This window comes from Aeromonas sp. XH (assembly GCF_033348475.1).
GTDB lineage: Bacteria > Pseudomonadota > Gammaproteobacteria > Enterobacterales > Aeromonadaceae > Aeromonas > Aeromonas sanarellii.
Map to the genome: position 1 here is coordinate 124,257 of NZ_CP137630.1, position 13,307 is coordinate 137,563.

General features: G+C 66.4%; 10 protein-coding genes. 7 read left to right on the forward strand and 3 right to left on the reverse strand.

What is annotated here, in order from left to right; genetic code table 11:
• Positions 1 to 11: 11 nt before the first annotated feature.
• The 4 genes from R2B70_RS00575 (at position 12) to ompA (ending at position 5,911) form a co-directional block, all read left to right on the forward strand.
• Entirely contained in the window at positions 12 to 944 is a 933-nt protein-coding gene (locus tag R2B70_RS00575; protein WP_318162380.1) for a branched-chain amino acid transaminase, read from the forward strand.
• Positions 945 to 1,090: 146 nt separating this feature from the next.
• The gene (ilvD, locus tag R2B70_RS00580; RefSeq protein WP_042078188.1) at positions 1,091 to 2,932 is read left to right on the forward strand and encodes a dihydroxy-acid dehydratase; all 1,842 of its coding nucleotides are present in this window, start codon (positions 1,091 to 1,093) and stop codon (positions 2,930 to 2,932) included.
• A 65-nt stretch (positions 2,933 to 2,997) separates the two neighbouring features.
• On the forward strand, positions 2,998 to 4,530 hold the full coding sequence (ilvA, locus tag R2B70_RS00585) for a threonine ammonia-lyase, biosynthetic (protein WP_182787193.1): 1,533 nt from the start codon (positions 2,998 to 3,000) through the stop codon (positions 4,528 to 4,530).
• 253 nt (positions 4,531 to 4,783) lie between these two features.
• The gene (ompA, locus tag R2B70_RS00590) at positions 4,784 to 5,911 is read left to right on the forward strand and encodes a porin OmpA (RefSeq protein ID WP_214003340.1); all 1,128 of its coding nucleotides are present in this window, start codon (positions 4,784 to 4,786) and stop codon (positions 5,909 to 5,911) included.
• Positions 5,912 to 6,067: 156 nt separating this feature from the next.
• Here the strand turns inward: ompA and priA are convergent, their stop codons facing one another.
• Positions 6,068 to 8,275 carry a primosomal protein N' gene (gene priA, locus R2B70_RS00595; RefSeq protein WP_318162381.1) on the reverse strand — a complete coding sequence of 736 codons (2,208 nt, stop codon included), beginning with the start codon at positions 8,273 to 8,275 and terminating at the stop codon, positions 6,068 to 6,070.
• Positions 8,276 to 8,422: 147 nt separating this feature from the next.
• Between priA and rpmE the strand changes: the two genes are divergently transcribed.
• From rpmE to R2B70_RS00610, 3 genes are all read left to right on the forward strand, one after another.
• Positions 8,423 to 8,638 (forward strand): 50S ribosomal protein L31, encoded by a 216-nt coding sequence (gene rpmE, locus R2B70_RS00600; protein ID WP_042078184.1) that lies wholly within the window; start codon positions 8,423 to 8,425, stop codon positions 8,636 to 8,638.
• Positions 8,639 to 8,754: 116 nt separating this feature from the next.
• Positions 8,755 to 10,188 carry a DUF2867 domain-containing protein gene (locus tag R2B70_RS00605; protein ID WP_209794402.1) on the forward strand — a complete coding sequence of 478 codons (1,434 nt, stop codon included), beginning with the start codon at positions 8,755 to 8,757 and terminating at the stop codon, positions 10,186 to 10,188.
• A gap of 179 nt (positions 10,189 to 10,367) precedes the next feature.
• Complete coding sequence (locus R2B70_RS00610; protein ID WP_318162382.1) at positions 10,368 to 11,624, forward strand: malic enzyme-like NAD(P)-binding protein; 1,257 nt, start codon at positions 10,368 to 10,370, stop codon at positions 11,622 to 11,624.
• An 83-nt stretch (positions 11,625 to 11,707) separates the two neighbouring features.
• Here the strand turns inward: R2B70_RS00610 and R2B70_RS00615 are convergent, their stop codons facing one another.
• Together R2B70_RS00615 and rstB are read right to left on the reverse strand one after the other, a co-directional pair.
• Complete coding sequence (locus R2B70_RS00615) at positions 11,708 to 11,884, reverse strand: hypothetical protein (protein WP_210549623.1); 177 nt, start codon at positions 11,882 to 11,884, stop codon at positions 11,708 to 11,710.
• Positions 11,885 to 11,938: 54 nt separating this feature from the next.
• Complete coding sequence (rstB, locus tag R2B70_RS00620) at positions 11,939 to 13,264, reverse strand: two-component system sensor histidine kinase RstB (protein ID WP_318162383.1); 1,326 nt, start codon at positions 13,262 to 13,264, stop codon at positions 11,939 to 11,941.
• Between the last annotated feature and the right edge of the window lie 43 nt (positions 13,265 to 13,307).

Genomic DNA, 13,307 nt, shown 5'->3' on the forward strand with positions numbered 1-13,307 from the left:
GAGCCAAGCCAATGTCACAGCCTTCCCACCCTCAATACATCTGGTTCAACGGCAAGCTGGTGCCCTGGCAAGATGCCCAGGTGCACGTCATGAGCCACGCCCTGCACTACGGCTCCTCCGTGTTCGAGGGGGTGCGCGCCTACGACACCCCCAGGGGCACCTGCATCTTCCGCCTGCAGGAGCACACCCGTCGCCTGTTCGACTCCGCCAGGATCTACTGGATGGACGTCCCCTACAGCGAGGCCGAAGTGAATGAAGCCTGCCGCACCGTGGTGCGCGAGAACGGCCTCAAGAGCGGCTATCTGCGCCCGCTGGCCTTTGTCGGCAACGTGGGGCTGGGGCTGCATCCACCGCTGGATGCCAAGGCAGACCTCATGGTCGCGGCCCTGCCCTGGGGCGCCTATCTCGGTGAAGAGGGGCTGAAAAACGGGGTGGATGTGTGCGTCACCTCCTGGAACCGGCTCGCCCCCAACACCATCCCCACCGGCGCCAAGGCGGGCGGCAACTACCTCTCTTCCCAGCTCATCAGCCGCGAGGCCAAGCGCAACGGCTTCGCCGAGGGGCTGGCGCTGGACGTGAACGGCTACCTGAGCGAAGGGGCGGGGGAGAACCTGTTCCTGGTGAAGAACGGCGTGCTGTTCACCCCGCCTGCCACCGCCGCCATCCTGCCCGGCATCACCCGCGACACCATCATGACGCTGGCCCGCGATCTGGGTTATGAGGTGCGCGAGCAGGCGCTGCCCCGTGAGGCGCTCTACGTGGCGGACGAGATCTTCATGACCGGCACGGCCGCCGAGGTGACCCCGGTGCGCTCGGTGGATCGGATGAAGGTGGGCGCGGGCTGTCGCGGGCCTGTGACCGAACAGCTGCAGAACGCCTTCTTCGGCCTGTTCAACGGCAAGACCGAAGACAAGTGGGGCTGGCTGACCCCCGTCAACGACTGATCAGAGCGGGGAGGCGTCACGCCTCCCCGAGTCGCTTCCGGTGAAGGCGCCCCGCGGTGCCTTCACCAGGATCGATTCCCGATCCGCGAATCACACATTCATGTTGAAAGACAATGCGCCCCAGGGGCATTCAGGGAGTAGAGACAATGCCGAAGTTGAGATCCGCCACCACCACCCACGGACGTAACATGGCCGGGGCCCGCGCCCTCTGGCGTGCCACCGGCATGACCGATCAGGATTTCGGCAAGCCCATCATCGCCGTGGTCAACTCCTTCACCCAGTTCGTGCCCGGCCACGTCCACCTCAAGGATCTCGGCCAGCTGGTCGCCCGGGAGATCGAGGCCGCCGGCGGGGTCGCCAAGGAGTTCAACACCATCGCCGTGGATGACGGCATCGCCATGGGCCACGGTGGCATGCTCTATTCCCTGCCGTCCCGCGAACTCATCGCCGACTCGGTGGAGTACATGGTCAACGCCCACTGCGCCGACGCCATGGTCTGCATCTCCAACTGCGACAAGATCACCCCGGGGATGCTGATGGCGGCCCTGCGCATCAACATCCCGGTGATTTTCGTCTCCGGCGGCCCCATGGAAGCGGGCAAGACCAAGCTCTCCGACCAGATCATCAAGCTGGATCTGGTGGACGCCATGATCCAGGGGGCAGACCCCAAGGTCTCCGATGCCCAGAGCGATCAGATCGAGCGCAGCGCCTGCCCCACTTGCGGCTCCTGCTCCGGCATGTTCACCGCCAACTCCATGAACTGCCTGACCGAGGCACTCGGTCTCTCCCAGCCGGGCAACGGCTCCCTGCTGGCGACCCACGCGGATCGCGAGCAGCTGTTCAAGCTGGCGGGCCAGCGCATCGTCACCCTGGCCAAGCGCTGGTATGAGCAGGACGATGCCTCGGCGTTGCCGCGCAACATCGCCACCAAGGCGGCGTTCGAGAACGCCATGGCGCTGGATATCGCCATGGGGGGTTCCACCAACACCGTGCTGCACCTGCTGGCGGCGGCCCAGGAGGCGGGTGTCGACTTCACCATGGCCGACATCGACCGCATGTCCCGCAAGGTGCCCCAGCTGTGCAAGGTGGCGCCCTCCACCCAGAAATACCACATGGAGGACGTGCACCGAGCCGGCGGCGTGGTCGCCATCCTTGGCCAGCTGGAGAAGGCGGGCCTGGTGCACGGGGATGCCCGCAATGTGCTCGGCACCTCGCTCAGCGAGCTGCTTGAGGCGTACGACGTGAGCCGCTGCGATGACAAGGCGGTGCACGACTTCTACCGCGCCGGCCCGGCCGGGATCCGCACCACCAAGGCGTTCAGCCAGGATTGCCGCTGGCCCGAGCTGGATCTGGACAGAGCGGAAGGCTGCATCCGCTCCTTCGACAACGCCTACAGCCAGGAGGGCGGCCTCGCCGTGCTCGCCGGCAACCTGGCGCTGAACGGCGCCATCGTCAAGACCGCCGGGGTGGATGAGGAGAACCTCCGCTTCCGTGGCCCGGCCCGGGTGTTCGAGAGCCAGGAGAGCGCGGTGAGCGGCATCCTGGACGGCACGGTGAAAGCCGGTGAGGTGGTGGTGATCCGCTACGAAGGGCCGAAAGGGGGCCCTGGCATGCAGGAGATGCTCTACCCCACCACCTATCTCAAGTCGATGGGATTGGGCAAGGCGTGCGCCCTGATCACCGATGGCCGCTTCTCCGGCGGTACCTCGGGTCTCTCCATCGGCCACGTCTCGCCGGAGGCGGCCTCCGGCGGCACCATAGGCCTGGTGGAGGATGGCGACATCATCAACATCGACATCCCGGCCCGCAGCATGGTGCTGGAGGTGGCCGACAGCGTGCTGGCCGCCCGTCGCGTGGCCGTCGAGGCGCGTGGCTGGAAGCCGCTGGATCGTCAGCGCGAGGTCTCGTTCGCCCTGCGTGCCTACGCCATGTTCGCCACCAGTGCCGACAAGGGTGCGGTGCGCGATCGTACCCTGCTGGGGGAGTGAAGATGATGACCAGTCATGATGTGGGCGCATTACGCGCCCTTCGCCACGAGACGGAGGAATAAGCCATGGTCTCTGCGGCGGATTATCTGCGCAAGGTGCTGCTCTCCCCCGTCTACGAGGCGGCGCGGGTCACCCCCCTGCAAACCCTGAAAAAGCTCTCCGAGCGGCTCGGCAATCACGTCAGCCTGAAGCGGGAGGACCTGCAACCGGTTCACTCCTTCAAGCTGCGCGGCGCCTACCACAAGATCGCCACCCTGACCCAGGAGCAGAAGGCGCGCGGCGTGGTGGCGGCCTCGGCGGGCAACCACGCCCAGGGGGTCGCCCTGTCGGCGGCCAAGCTCGGTATCAAGGCGATCATAGTGATGCCCAAGACCACGCCGGACATCAAGATCGACGCGGTGCGCCGTCAGGGCGGCAACGTGCTGCTGTTTGGCAACAGCTTCGACGAGGCCTATGGCGAGAGCCGCCGCCTCGCCGAGAGCGAGGGCTATACCCTGATCCCGCCGTTTGACGACGTCGAGGTGATCGCGGGTCAGGGCACCATCGGCAAGGAGCTGCTAGAGCAGGATACCCACCTCACCCATGTCTTCGTGCCGGTGGGGGGCGGCGGTCTGGCCGCCGGGGTGGCGGTCTACATCAAGCAGCTGCTGCCGGACGTCAAGGTGATCGGGGTGGAGGCGGAGGGCTCCGCCTGCCTCAAGGCCGCGCTGGCGGCCGGCGAGCCGGTCAACCTGGAGCGGGTCTCCCTGTTTGCGGATGGGGTGGCGGTCAAGCGCATCGGCGAGGAGACCTTCCGCCTGTGCAACCAGTATCTGGACGAGGTGGTGACCGTCTCCAACGACCAGATCTGCGCCGCGCTGAAAGACATCTTCGACGACTGCCGCGCCATCGCCGAGCCGTCGGGGGCCCTGTCCCTGGCCGGCCTCAAGGCCTATAGCGAGCGGGAGCAGGTGAAGGGCGGGCGGATGGCGGCCATCCTGTCGGGCGCCAACGTCAACTTCCACAGCCTGCGCTACGTGTCGGAGCGCTGCGAGATAGGCGAGAAGCGCGAGGGCATGCTGGCGGTGACCATCCCCGAGCGCAAGGGGGCCTTCCTCGACTTCTGCCGTCAGCTCGGGCCCCGCATGGTGACCGAGTTCAACTACCGTTATGCCGATGCGGTGCAGGCGTCGCTGTTCGTCTCGGTGCGCCTCACCGGCGGTGACGAGGAGCTCGGCCAGATCATCGATCAGCTCGGCGGCAACGGCTATCCGGTGGTCAACATGACCGAGAGCGAGCTGGCCAAGAACCACGTGCGCTACATGATCGGTGGCCGGCCTGCCCGGCCGCTCGGTGAGCGGCTCTACAGCTTCAAGTTCCCGGAGCAGCCGGGGGCCCTGATGCGCTTCCTCGAGACCCTGGGCTGCCGCTGGAACATCAGCCTGTTCCACTACCGCAACCACGGTGCCGACTATGGCCGGGTGCTCTGTGCCTTCGAGCTGCCGGACGAGGACGTGGCCGCCTTCCACGATTACCTGCACGAGATCGGCTACGGCTGGAAGGAGGTGAGCGACGATCCCGCCTACCGGTTGTTCCTGGCGAGCCAGGGCAGTCAGTGACGGCGGCTTGACGATCCGCGCTACGAGATGAGAAACGAAGAGCCCGGCTCTTCGTTTTTTTATGGGCGACGTTCCAACCCCCCATGATTGGGGGCGCGGTGGCCGATAATGTCGCCAATATCACACTCCTGAGGCCCTGGTCGTTTGAGGCTGGTTGCAGATGGGATAATCTGAAGACGGGGCTTGGATTCGGGGCCCCGTCAGGGAAGAGAGGCGCAGTCGCGTCATAACAATTCATTGCAGGGGCTCATCCATGAACAGATCTATGCTCGCCGTCCTGATCGGCGCTCTGATGGCAACGGGGACGGTGCAGGCTGCCGCCCAGGACAACACCTGGTACGCCGGTGGCAAGGCCGGCTGGTCCAGTTTTTACGGGGTGGATTACGACGATCAGGTCAAGGATCTGCTCGATACCTATGATCCGGACAAAGATCACAGCGACCTGGGTCTGGGGCTCTTCGCCGGTTATCAGGTCAACCGGAACGTGGCGATCGAGCTGGGTTACGACTGGCTCGGCAAGTACCAGGTGGATCAGCGCTTCTCGGGCAACGGTGTCGATGCGGGTCTGAATGGGGAAGCCAAGGCCCAGATGATCCAGGCCACCATGAAGATCGGCTTCCCGGCGACCACGGCGCTGGACATCTATGGTCGGCTGGGGGGCGCCTACGCCTGGACGGAGAGCACCATAGATGCCTGGGCCAACGACGGCACCACCAATCTCACCGAGTCGGGTGGGGGCAAGTACCACGGTGCCGCCTTCGTGGGGGCCTTGGGGGTGGAATACGCCATCGACAAGGACTGGGCCGCCCGCCTCGAATACCAGTACACCACGCCGCTCGGCAAGACCTCGCTGGATGAGTCCGGCATAGAGATGGACAACGGCCTGCTGTCGGTCGGCATGCTCTATCGTTTCGGCCAGATAGGCGACGAGCCGGTGACGCCGACCCCCGCGCCCGAGCCTGCGCCCGCCCCGGCTCCCGTGCTGGTGGAGAAGCAGTTCAACCTGGATTCCGACGTGCTGTTCGAGTTCAACAAGGCGACCCTGAAGCCCGAAGCCAGCCAGGCCCTGGACAACCTGTTTGCCCAGATCCTGGCCGCCAATCCCAAGGACGGGGTAGCGACCGTGATCGGCCACACCGATCGCATCGGCTCGGAGGCCTACAACCAGTCCCTCTCCGAGCAGCGGGCCCGTACCGTGGCGGATTATCTCATCGCCAAGGGGCTGTTTGCCGACAAGGTACGCGCCGAGGGGCGGGGCGAGTCTTCCCCGGTGACGGGGGGCAGTTGCCCGGATGGCGCCAAGGCGCAGATGATCGCCTGCCTGGCCCCGGATCGCCGGGTCGAGGTGCGGCTGACCGGGGTGTCCCAGGTCGCCGAATAGGCCGGTGCCGTCATGGGGTAAAAACAACGAGGGGGCCAAGGCCCCCTCGTTGCGTTCTGGCTCCCCCCTCATCCCCAACCCTGCTCCCGCGAGGGGAGAAGGGAGCAGGGACGTAGGTTCGATTAGCGAAGCGTAATCGGATCAGCGCAGCGACCCTCAATTCAACTCCGTGGGGTCTATATCGAGGCTCCAGCGCACCTTCTTGGTCTCGGGCCAGGCCTCCAGCTCCTTCACCGCCCAGTCCAGCAGCTGGGCCAGCGGTGCACGGCTCGGTCCCTGCACCAGCAACTGCATGCGAAACTTCCCCGCCTTGCGCTCCATGAAGCCGCTGATGGGCCCCAGCACCTGCACCTGGGGGTAGCGGGCGCTGCGCAGGGTATCGGCGAGGCGAGCGAGGAACAGCTGCACCTCGTCCCGGCCGTTGGCCTCGGCCCGAAACAGCCCCTGATGGCTGAACGGCGGCAGCCCCAGCAGGCGGCGCTCCTTGAGCGCCGTGTCGGCGAAATGGCCATAGCCGTTCTGGGTCAGATCCTGCAGCAGGGCATGCTCCGGGTGGTGGCTCTGCAGCACCACCAGCCCGGGTTTGCTGGCCCGGCCTGCCCGGCCCGCCACCTGGGTGTAGAGCTGTGCCAGCTTCTCGGCTGCCCGAAAATCGGCGCTGAACAGGGCGCCATCCACATCCAGCAGACCCACCAGGGTCACGTCCGGGAAGTGGTGGCCCTTGGCCAGCATCTGGGTGCCGATCAGGATCTTGTACTTGCCCGCCTTGATGTCGCCGAGATGGACTTCCAGCTCCCCCTTGCGGCGAGTGTTGTCCCGATCGATGCGCACCACGGGGTAGTGCGGGAAGATAGTGGTGAGCAGCTGCTCCAGCTGCTCTGTGCCCACCCCGGAGCCGATGAGCTCGCTGCTGCCGCACTCGGGGCAGTGGTGGGGCAGGGGGCGCACGCTGTCGCAGTGATGGCAGTGCAGCCGCCGCCCGGCCTGGTGCCAGGTGTACCAGGCGTCGCAGCGTTCGCAGGCGGCGCTCCAGCCGCACTGATGGCAGATGAGGGCCGGCGCATAGCCACGGCGGTTGAGAAACAGCATCACCTGGTTGCCCGCCGCCAGGTGTTCCGCCATCAGCTGCTCCAGCTGGGGGGAAAGCCCGGCCTGCAGCCGCACGTTCTTGATGTCGAGGATCACCTGGCGGGCGGTCTGGGCGTTGCCGGCGCGCCGGGTCAGGCTGAGGTGGTGATACTTGCCGGTGCGGGCGTTGTGCAGCGTCTCCAGCGACGGGGTGGCCGAGCCGAGCAGGATAGGGATGCCGGCGCGATGGGCCCGCATCACGGCGAGATCCCGCGCGTGGTAGCGAAAACCGTCCTGCTGCTTGAAGGAGCCGTCGTGCTCCTCGTCGATGATGATGATGCCGAGATCCTTGAACGGCGTGAACACCGCGGAGCGGGTGCCGATCAGGATGGCGGCACCGCCGTCGCGACAGGCCAGCCAGGCGTCGAGCCGCTCCCTGTCGTTCATGGCGGAGTTCATGGCCACCACGGGCACCTTGAAGCGGCGCCGGAAGCGGTTGATGGTCTGCGGGGTGAGGCCTATCTCCGGCACCATCACCAGGGCCTGCTTGCCCGCCTTGAGCAGGGGCTCGAGGATGCTCAGGTAAACCTCGGTCTTGCCGGAGCCTGTGATGCCATCCAGCAGGAAGGCGCCGAACCTGTCGCTCTGGCTGGTGACGGCGGCCACCGCCAGCGCCTGCTCGCCGTTGAGGCGCAGACCCTCCCCCGGCTCGAAGCGGGCGGCCCAGTCGCCGTCATGGCTTGGCTCCAGCGAGCGCTTCTCCAGCAAGCCTTTCTTCTCCAGCGCGGTGAGGGCGGCGCCCTGGATCTCCTCCTGCTTGAGGGCGGATGGCGTCTGCGGTCCCTTGCGCAGCAGGGCGAGCGCCTGCTGCTGCTTGGCGGCCCGCTTGAGCTCGTTGAGGTCGATGGCCATGCCGGCCTCGGTGGCGAACCAGAACTCCAGCTCCCGATAGGCGGCGGGCTCCCCCTTGCGCACCAGCACCGGCAGGGCGTGGGGCAGCACCTCCCCCAGGGGGTGCTGGTAGTAGCCGGCGCTCCAGGCCATCAGCGCCAGTATGTCGGGCCCCAGCACGGGGGCGCTGTCGAGTACGCGCTTGATGGGCTTGAGCTTGTTGCGCGGCACCTGGCTCTCGGCCGGATGATCGACCACCAGGCCGACCAGGGTCTGGGGGCCGAACGGGATCTCGACCCGGCAGCCGGGGGCAGGCAAGGGCAGGGGGGAGAGATAGTCGAAATGACGGCGCAAGGGCACCGGCACTGCCACACGAACCAGATCAAGGGTTTGGGAAGAATTCACCAGGGATTGCCTATTTTTTCTGCGAAGCCACTTGCCTGATCTCAGGCGTTTCCTATATTATTCGCAGCCTTTGAAACTGTGTTCAACAATCGTGTGGTGTCCGACAAGAGATCGGATGGCGACACGGCCTGATAATTGAGGTTGTCCATGAAAGCTGGTATCCATCCTGACTACGTAGCCATCACCTGCAAGTGCTCTTGCGGTAACGTCATCAACACTTTCTCTACCATCGGTAAAGATCTGAACCTGGACGTGTGCTCCGAGTGCCACCCCTTCTACACCGGCAAGCAGAAAGAAGTTTCTAGCGGCGGCCGCGTAGACAAGTTCAACAAGCGTTTCGGTGGCTTGACCTCCAAGAAGTAATCTTGCTTCTGAAGAATTCTGAAAAAGGCGCCCATCGGGTGCCTTTTTTATTGCGCGGCATTCTGTAATTCCCCGCTTTGCCCTATGGTGTTGGCTCAACCAAGGGAGAAGAGCCGATGCGCACATGTCTGGTGATGGGGGCGGCCGGGTACATAGGATCCTACCTGGTGCCCCATCTGCAGGGTCTGGGGTACAGGGTCATCGCCGGGGCTCGCCACCCTTGCCGCCTGCCGGAGGGGGTGGCGTTTCGCCTCGCCGACAGCCTCAAGCCCATCACCCTGTTGCCCGCGCTGGCGGGGGTCGACACCGTCTTCTATCTGGTGCACGCCATGGGGGCGGGAGCCGGTTTTCACCGGCTGGAGCAGCAGGGGGTGAAGAACTTCGCCGCCGCCGCCCGCGCGGCCGGGGTGCGGCGCATCGTCTATCTCGGTGCCATCCAGCCCGACCCCTGCAACAGCCGCCACCTCAACTCCCGCCGTTACTGCGGCGAGCTGTTTCGGGAGGCCGGCGTGCCCACGGTGGAGCTGCGGGCCGGCATCATCATAGGTCCCGGATCGGCGGCGTTCGAGGTGATGCGGGATCTGGTGTTCAACCTGCCCATGATGGTGACGCCCAAATGGGTGCGATCCCGCACGCCCCCCATCGCCCTCTCCAACCTGCTGCACTATCTGGTCGGGCTGGTGGAAGCGGAAGGGGTGGACGGCCAGATCTTCAACGCCGCCGGCCCCGAGCTGCTCAGCTACCAGCAGCAGCTCCAGAAGTTCGCCGCCCATATCGGCAAGCGTTGCCCCATCATCCCGCTCCCCTTCCTGAGCCCGCGGCTCTCCGCCTGGTGGCTGCAGTTCGCCACCTCGGTGCCCCAGCCGGTGGCCAAGGCACTGGTGGGCGGCCTCAAGCACGACATCCCGGCGGACGACGGCCCGCTGCGCGCCCTGCTGCCCCAGACCCTGCTCAGCTTCGATGAGGCGCTGACCGAGAGCCTGGCCCTGGAGCAGAGGCTCGGCGCTGAGCAGCAGGGAGAGGAGACGCCGCTCGGCCTGCGTTGGCGCCACCCCGAATATGGTTTCTACGACCGTACCGCCAGCGGCGAGGCGGACAGCCTCGCCTCCCCCGAGGTGGTGTGGCAGGTGCTGCAGCAGCTGGGGGGCGAGCAGCGCTACTTCTACATGAACGAGCTGTGGGTGGTACGGGAGTGGATGGATCACCTGATCGGCGGCCCGGCCCTGACCCGGGGGCGCACCAACCCGGATCGCTTCGTGAAGGGGGACATGCTGGACTCCTGGCAGATCCTCGGGGTGGACGAGGGGCGCAGGCTGGATCTGCTGTTCAACATGAAGGCCCCCGGCGTCGGGCGGCTGGAGTTCAACATCCAGCCGCTGGAGTCCGGTCTGACCCGGCTCAGGGTGACGGCCCACTGGCACCCGCAGGGGGCCTGGGGACTGGCCTACTGGCTCGCCATGCTGCCCTTCCACCTCTTCATCTTCCAGGGGATGACGGAGGCCATCGCCCGCCAGGCAGAGGAGAGGGCCGGCATACCCGTGATGGACTGAAACCACATCTATAACTAAATGGGTATTAAAGTTTGGTGTTACCTGCTGACAAGCCCCTCATCAGTAGATCTGGGCAATACTTTCTGCTGTGAAAGGGGGCGGGTTTTCTTTATGATCCCCAGCCCTCGCCCATCGGCGAGCCAATGCACCACTCATTCACTTCCGTATCGGGGTCCCCCATGTCCGATCAGCAGCACGATCTCCGCCAACAGGCACTCGACTACCATGCCCAGCCCGTGCCGGGCAAAATCGCCATCGCCCTCACCAAGCCCGCCGAGACCGCGCGGGATCTGGCGCTGGCCTACAGCCCGGGTGTCGCCGAGCCGGTGCGCGAGATCGCCGCCAACCCGGCCGATGCCTACCGTTACACCGGCAAGGGCAACCTGGTGGCCGTCATCTCCAACGGCACCGCCATCCTGGGGCTGGGCAACCTGGGGCCGCTGGCCTCCAAGCCGGTGATGGAGGGCAAGGCCCTGCTGTTCAAGCGCTTTGCCGGCATCGACGCCATCGACATCGAGGTGAAGCACGAGACCAGCGCCCAGTTCATCGACACTGTGGCCGCCATCGCCGACACCTTCGGCGGCATCAACCTGGAAGACATCAAGGCCCCCGAGTGCTTCGAGATTGAAGAGGCGCTGATCGCCCGCTGCGACATCCCGGTGTTCCACGATGACCAGCACGGTACCGCCATCGTCACCGCCGCCGGCCTGCTCAACGCCCTGGAAGTGCAGGGCAAGGTGATCGGCAGCAGCCGCATCGTCTGCATGGGCGCCGGCGCCGCCGCCACCGCCTGCATGGACCTGCTGATCAAGTGCGGGGCTGCGCCCGAGAATATCTTCATGCTGGACCGCCAGGGGGTGATCCACAGCGATCGCACCGATCTCAACCAGTACAAGCAGCGCTTCGCCAACGACACGCCCCTGCGCACCCTGATGGAGGTGATCGAGGGGGCGGACGTGTTTGTCGGCGTCTCCGGCCCGGACGTGCTGCCCGCCGAGGCGGTGGCCCTGATGGCCCCCAACCCGGTGATCTTCGCCTGCTCCAACCCGGACCCCGAGATCAAGCCGGCGCTGGCTCACGGGGTACGCGGCGACCTCATCATGGGGACGGGCCGCTCCGACTACCCGAACCAGATCAACAACGTGCTCTGCTTCCCCTTCATCTTCCGCGGTGCCCTGGACGCCCGTGCCAGCCGTATCAACGATGCCATGAAGATCGCGGCGGTGGAGGCGATCCGCGCCCTGGCCAGGGAGCCGGTGCCCGCCGAGGTGCTGAGCGCCGCCGGGGTGAGCGAGCTGGCGTTTGGCAAGGAGTACGTCATTCCCAAGCCGATGGATGCCCGCCTGCTGCCGCGGGTCGCCCGCGCCGTGGCGCTGGCGGCGGTGGCCTCCGGGGTGGCGCGCGTGGCGCTGCCGGCGGACTATATGCTGGGGTGAACCTGAGCCGATGAGGGCAGGACAAGCGACAAGAGGGGCCCCGTGATGGGGCCCCTCTTCATTGCGGGAAGCTTGTGGCTGGATTACTTGGTCTTGGGAGCCACCTGGACGGTCGGCGCCTTGGCGGCCTTGTGGTGCTTCTTCACGACCTTGGTCTGGGTCGCCTGGGGGGCGGCGGCCTTGGTCGGGGTGGCCGCCATGGTGAAGCCGGAGGTCAGGGCGAAGACGGCGGCCAGGCTCAGGGGGATCAGCTTGTTCATATTCCAGTTCCTCGTTCGGGTTGATGGCATGGAGCGTTTCTCCATGAGTTCATCCTAAGGCTGCCCCCGGTTTGCTTCAGTGAGGGAGTGGTGACGGTGTGTATCCAAATGTACGGGCAGGGTCAGGCAGAAACGGGCGCCGCTGGGGCTGGGCAGCAGCTGCACCTCGCCGCCGTGGTGGCGGGCAATGCTGCGCACTATGGCCAGGCCCAGGCCGGCGCCGCCGGTGCGCCTGTCCCGGCTCTGATCCAGCCGCACGAAGGGCTCGAAGATCTGGCCCGCCAGTGCGGGAGCTATGCCGGGCCCATCGTCGGCCACCTCCAGCAGATAGTGATCCTGCTGACGCGTCATGCTGAGGGTCACCCGGCCGGCGGCGTGACGCAGGGCGTTGCCGATGAGGTTCTCCAGCGCCCGATCCAGCAAGCGGGTGTCGCCGCGCCAGGGCAGGGGATCGACGGGGGAATCGAGTTCGAGCCGGATCTCGGGGCGCAGCGCCTGCCAGTCGGCGAGGCGGCTGCCGGCCCAGTGGCCCAGCTCCAGTTCGCTGCACTGGAGCGGCAGCTCGGGGCGATCGAGCCTGGCGTAGGTGAGCATCTCCTCGATCAGGGCGTCCAGCGCGCCGAGGTCCCGCTCCAGCCCCTGCTGCTCCTCGGCCGAGGGGGCCCGCTCCAGCATGGCGAGCCGGTATCTCAGCCGCACCAGGGGAGTGCGCAGCTCGTGGGCGATGGCGTCGGTGAGCTGCTTGCGGCTGGCCAGCATGGCCTGCAGCTGCTCGGCCATCTGATCGAAGGTGCGGCCGACCCGGGCCAGGCTGCTGCCCGCAGGCAGGTCGGTGCGGCAGGAGAGATCCCCGTCGCCGACCCGGCGGGCGGTCTGCTCCAGCCGCTGCAAGCCGCGCCAGTGGGGGCGCAGCCAGAGCAGGATGGGCAGGCCCAGCGAGAGACCGATGAGCAGCAGCAGCCCCACGTCCACCCAGCGCAGCTCGTGCAGGTAGGAGAGGTAGGGGACGGGGCCGACGATCAGCACCCGGTCCGTGCCCGGGATGCGCTGCAGGAAGGTGTCATCCTCCTCGACGATGACGATGTTGCCCGCCGCGAGGAAGGCCCGATCCTCGCGGGCGAGGGGCTGGCTGGCGAGGGGACCAACCTGCAGCGGCAGGTTGAGCTGGCGGCTCTGCTCCGCCGTGCGGGCGGGCCAGCGCGCCGGTGGCAGCCGGGCCAGCTCGCCGGTGAGCAGGCCGAGTGAGCCTTGCATCATCCGCTCCAGGTAGCGATCCCCCGCCCGCTCGGCGCTGACTTGATAGACCAGGCCGATGAGCAGGATGGCTAGGGCGAAGCAGCCCATCAGCAGCAGGTAGAACTGGATAAACAGGCGTCGCATCGGGGGGCTCTCCTCTTGCCTGGATTGCGTCGGGCATTGCCTT

Excerpts from the sequence above, each read along its gene's own strand:
- rpmE (WP_042078184.1), top strand. The coding sequence starts at position 8,423 with ATGAAAGCTGGTATCCATCCTGACTACGTAGCCATCACCTGCAAGTGC.
- R2B70_RS00610 (WP_318162382.1), top strand. The coding sequence starts at position 10,368 with ATGTCCGATCAGCAGCACGATCTCCGCCAACAGGCACTCGACTACCAT.
- R2B70_RS00575 (WP_318162380.1), top strand. The coding sequence starts at position 12 with ATGTCACAGCCTTCCCACCCTCAATACATCTGGTTCAACGGCAAGCTG.
- R2B70_RS00615 (WP_210549623.1), bottom strand. The coding sequence starts at position 11,884 with ATGAACAAGCTGATCCCCCTGAGCCTGGCCGCCGTCTTCGCCCTGACC.
- ilvA (WP_182787193.1), top strand. The coding sequence starts at position 2,998 with ATGGTCTCTGCGGCGGATTATCTGCGCAAGGTGCTGCTCTCCCCCGTC.
- rstB (WP_318162383.1), bottom strand. The coding sequence starts at position 13,264 with ATGCGACGCCTGTTTATCCAGTTCTACCTGCTGCTGATGGGCTGCTTC.
- ilvD (WP_042078188.1), top strand. The coding sequence starts at position 1,091 with ATGCCGAAGTTGAGATCCGCCACCACCACCCACGGACGTAACATGGCC.
- ompA (WP_214003340.1), top strand. The coding sequence starts at position 4,784 with ATGAACAGATCTATGCTCGCCGTCCTGATCGGCGCTCTGATGGCAACG.
- R2B70_RS00605 (WP_209794402.1), top strand. The coding sequence starts at position 8,755 with ATGCGCACATGTCTGGTGATGGGGGCGGCCGGGTACATAGGATCCTAC.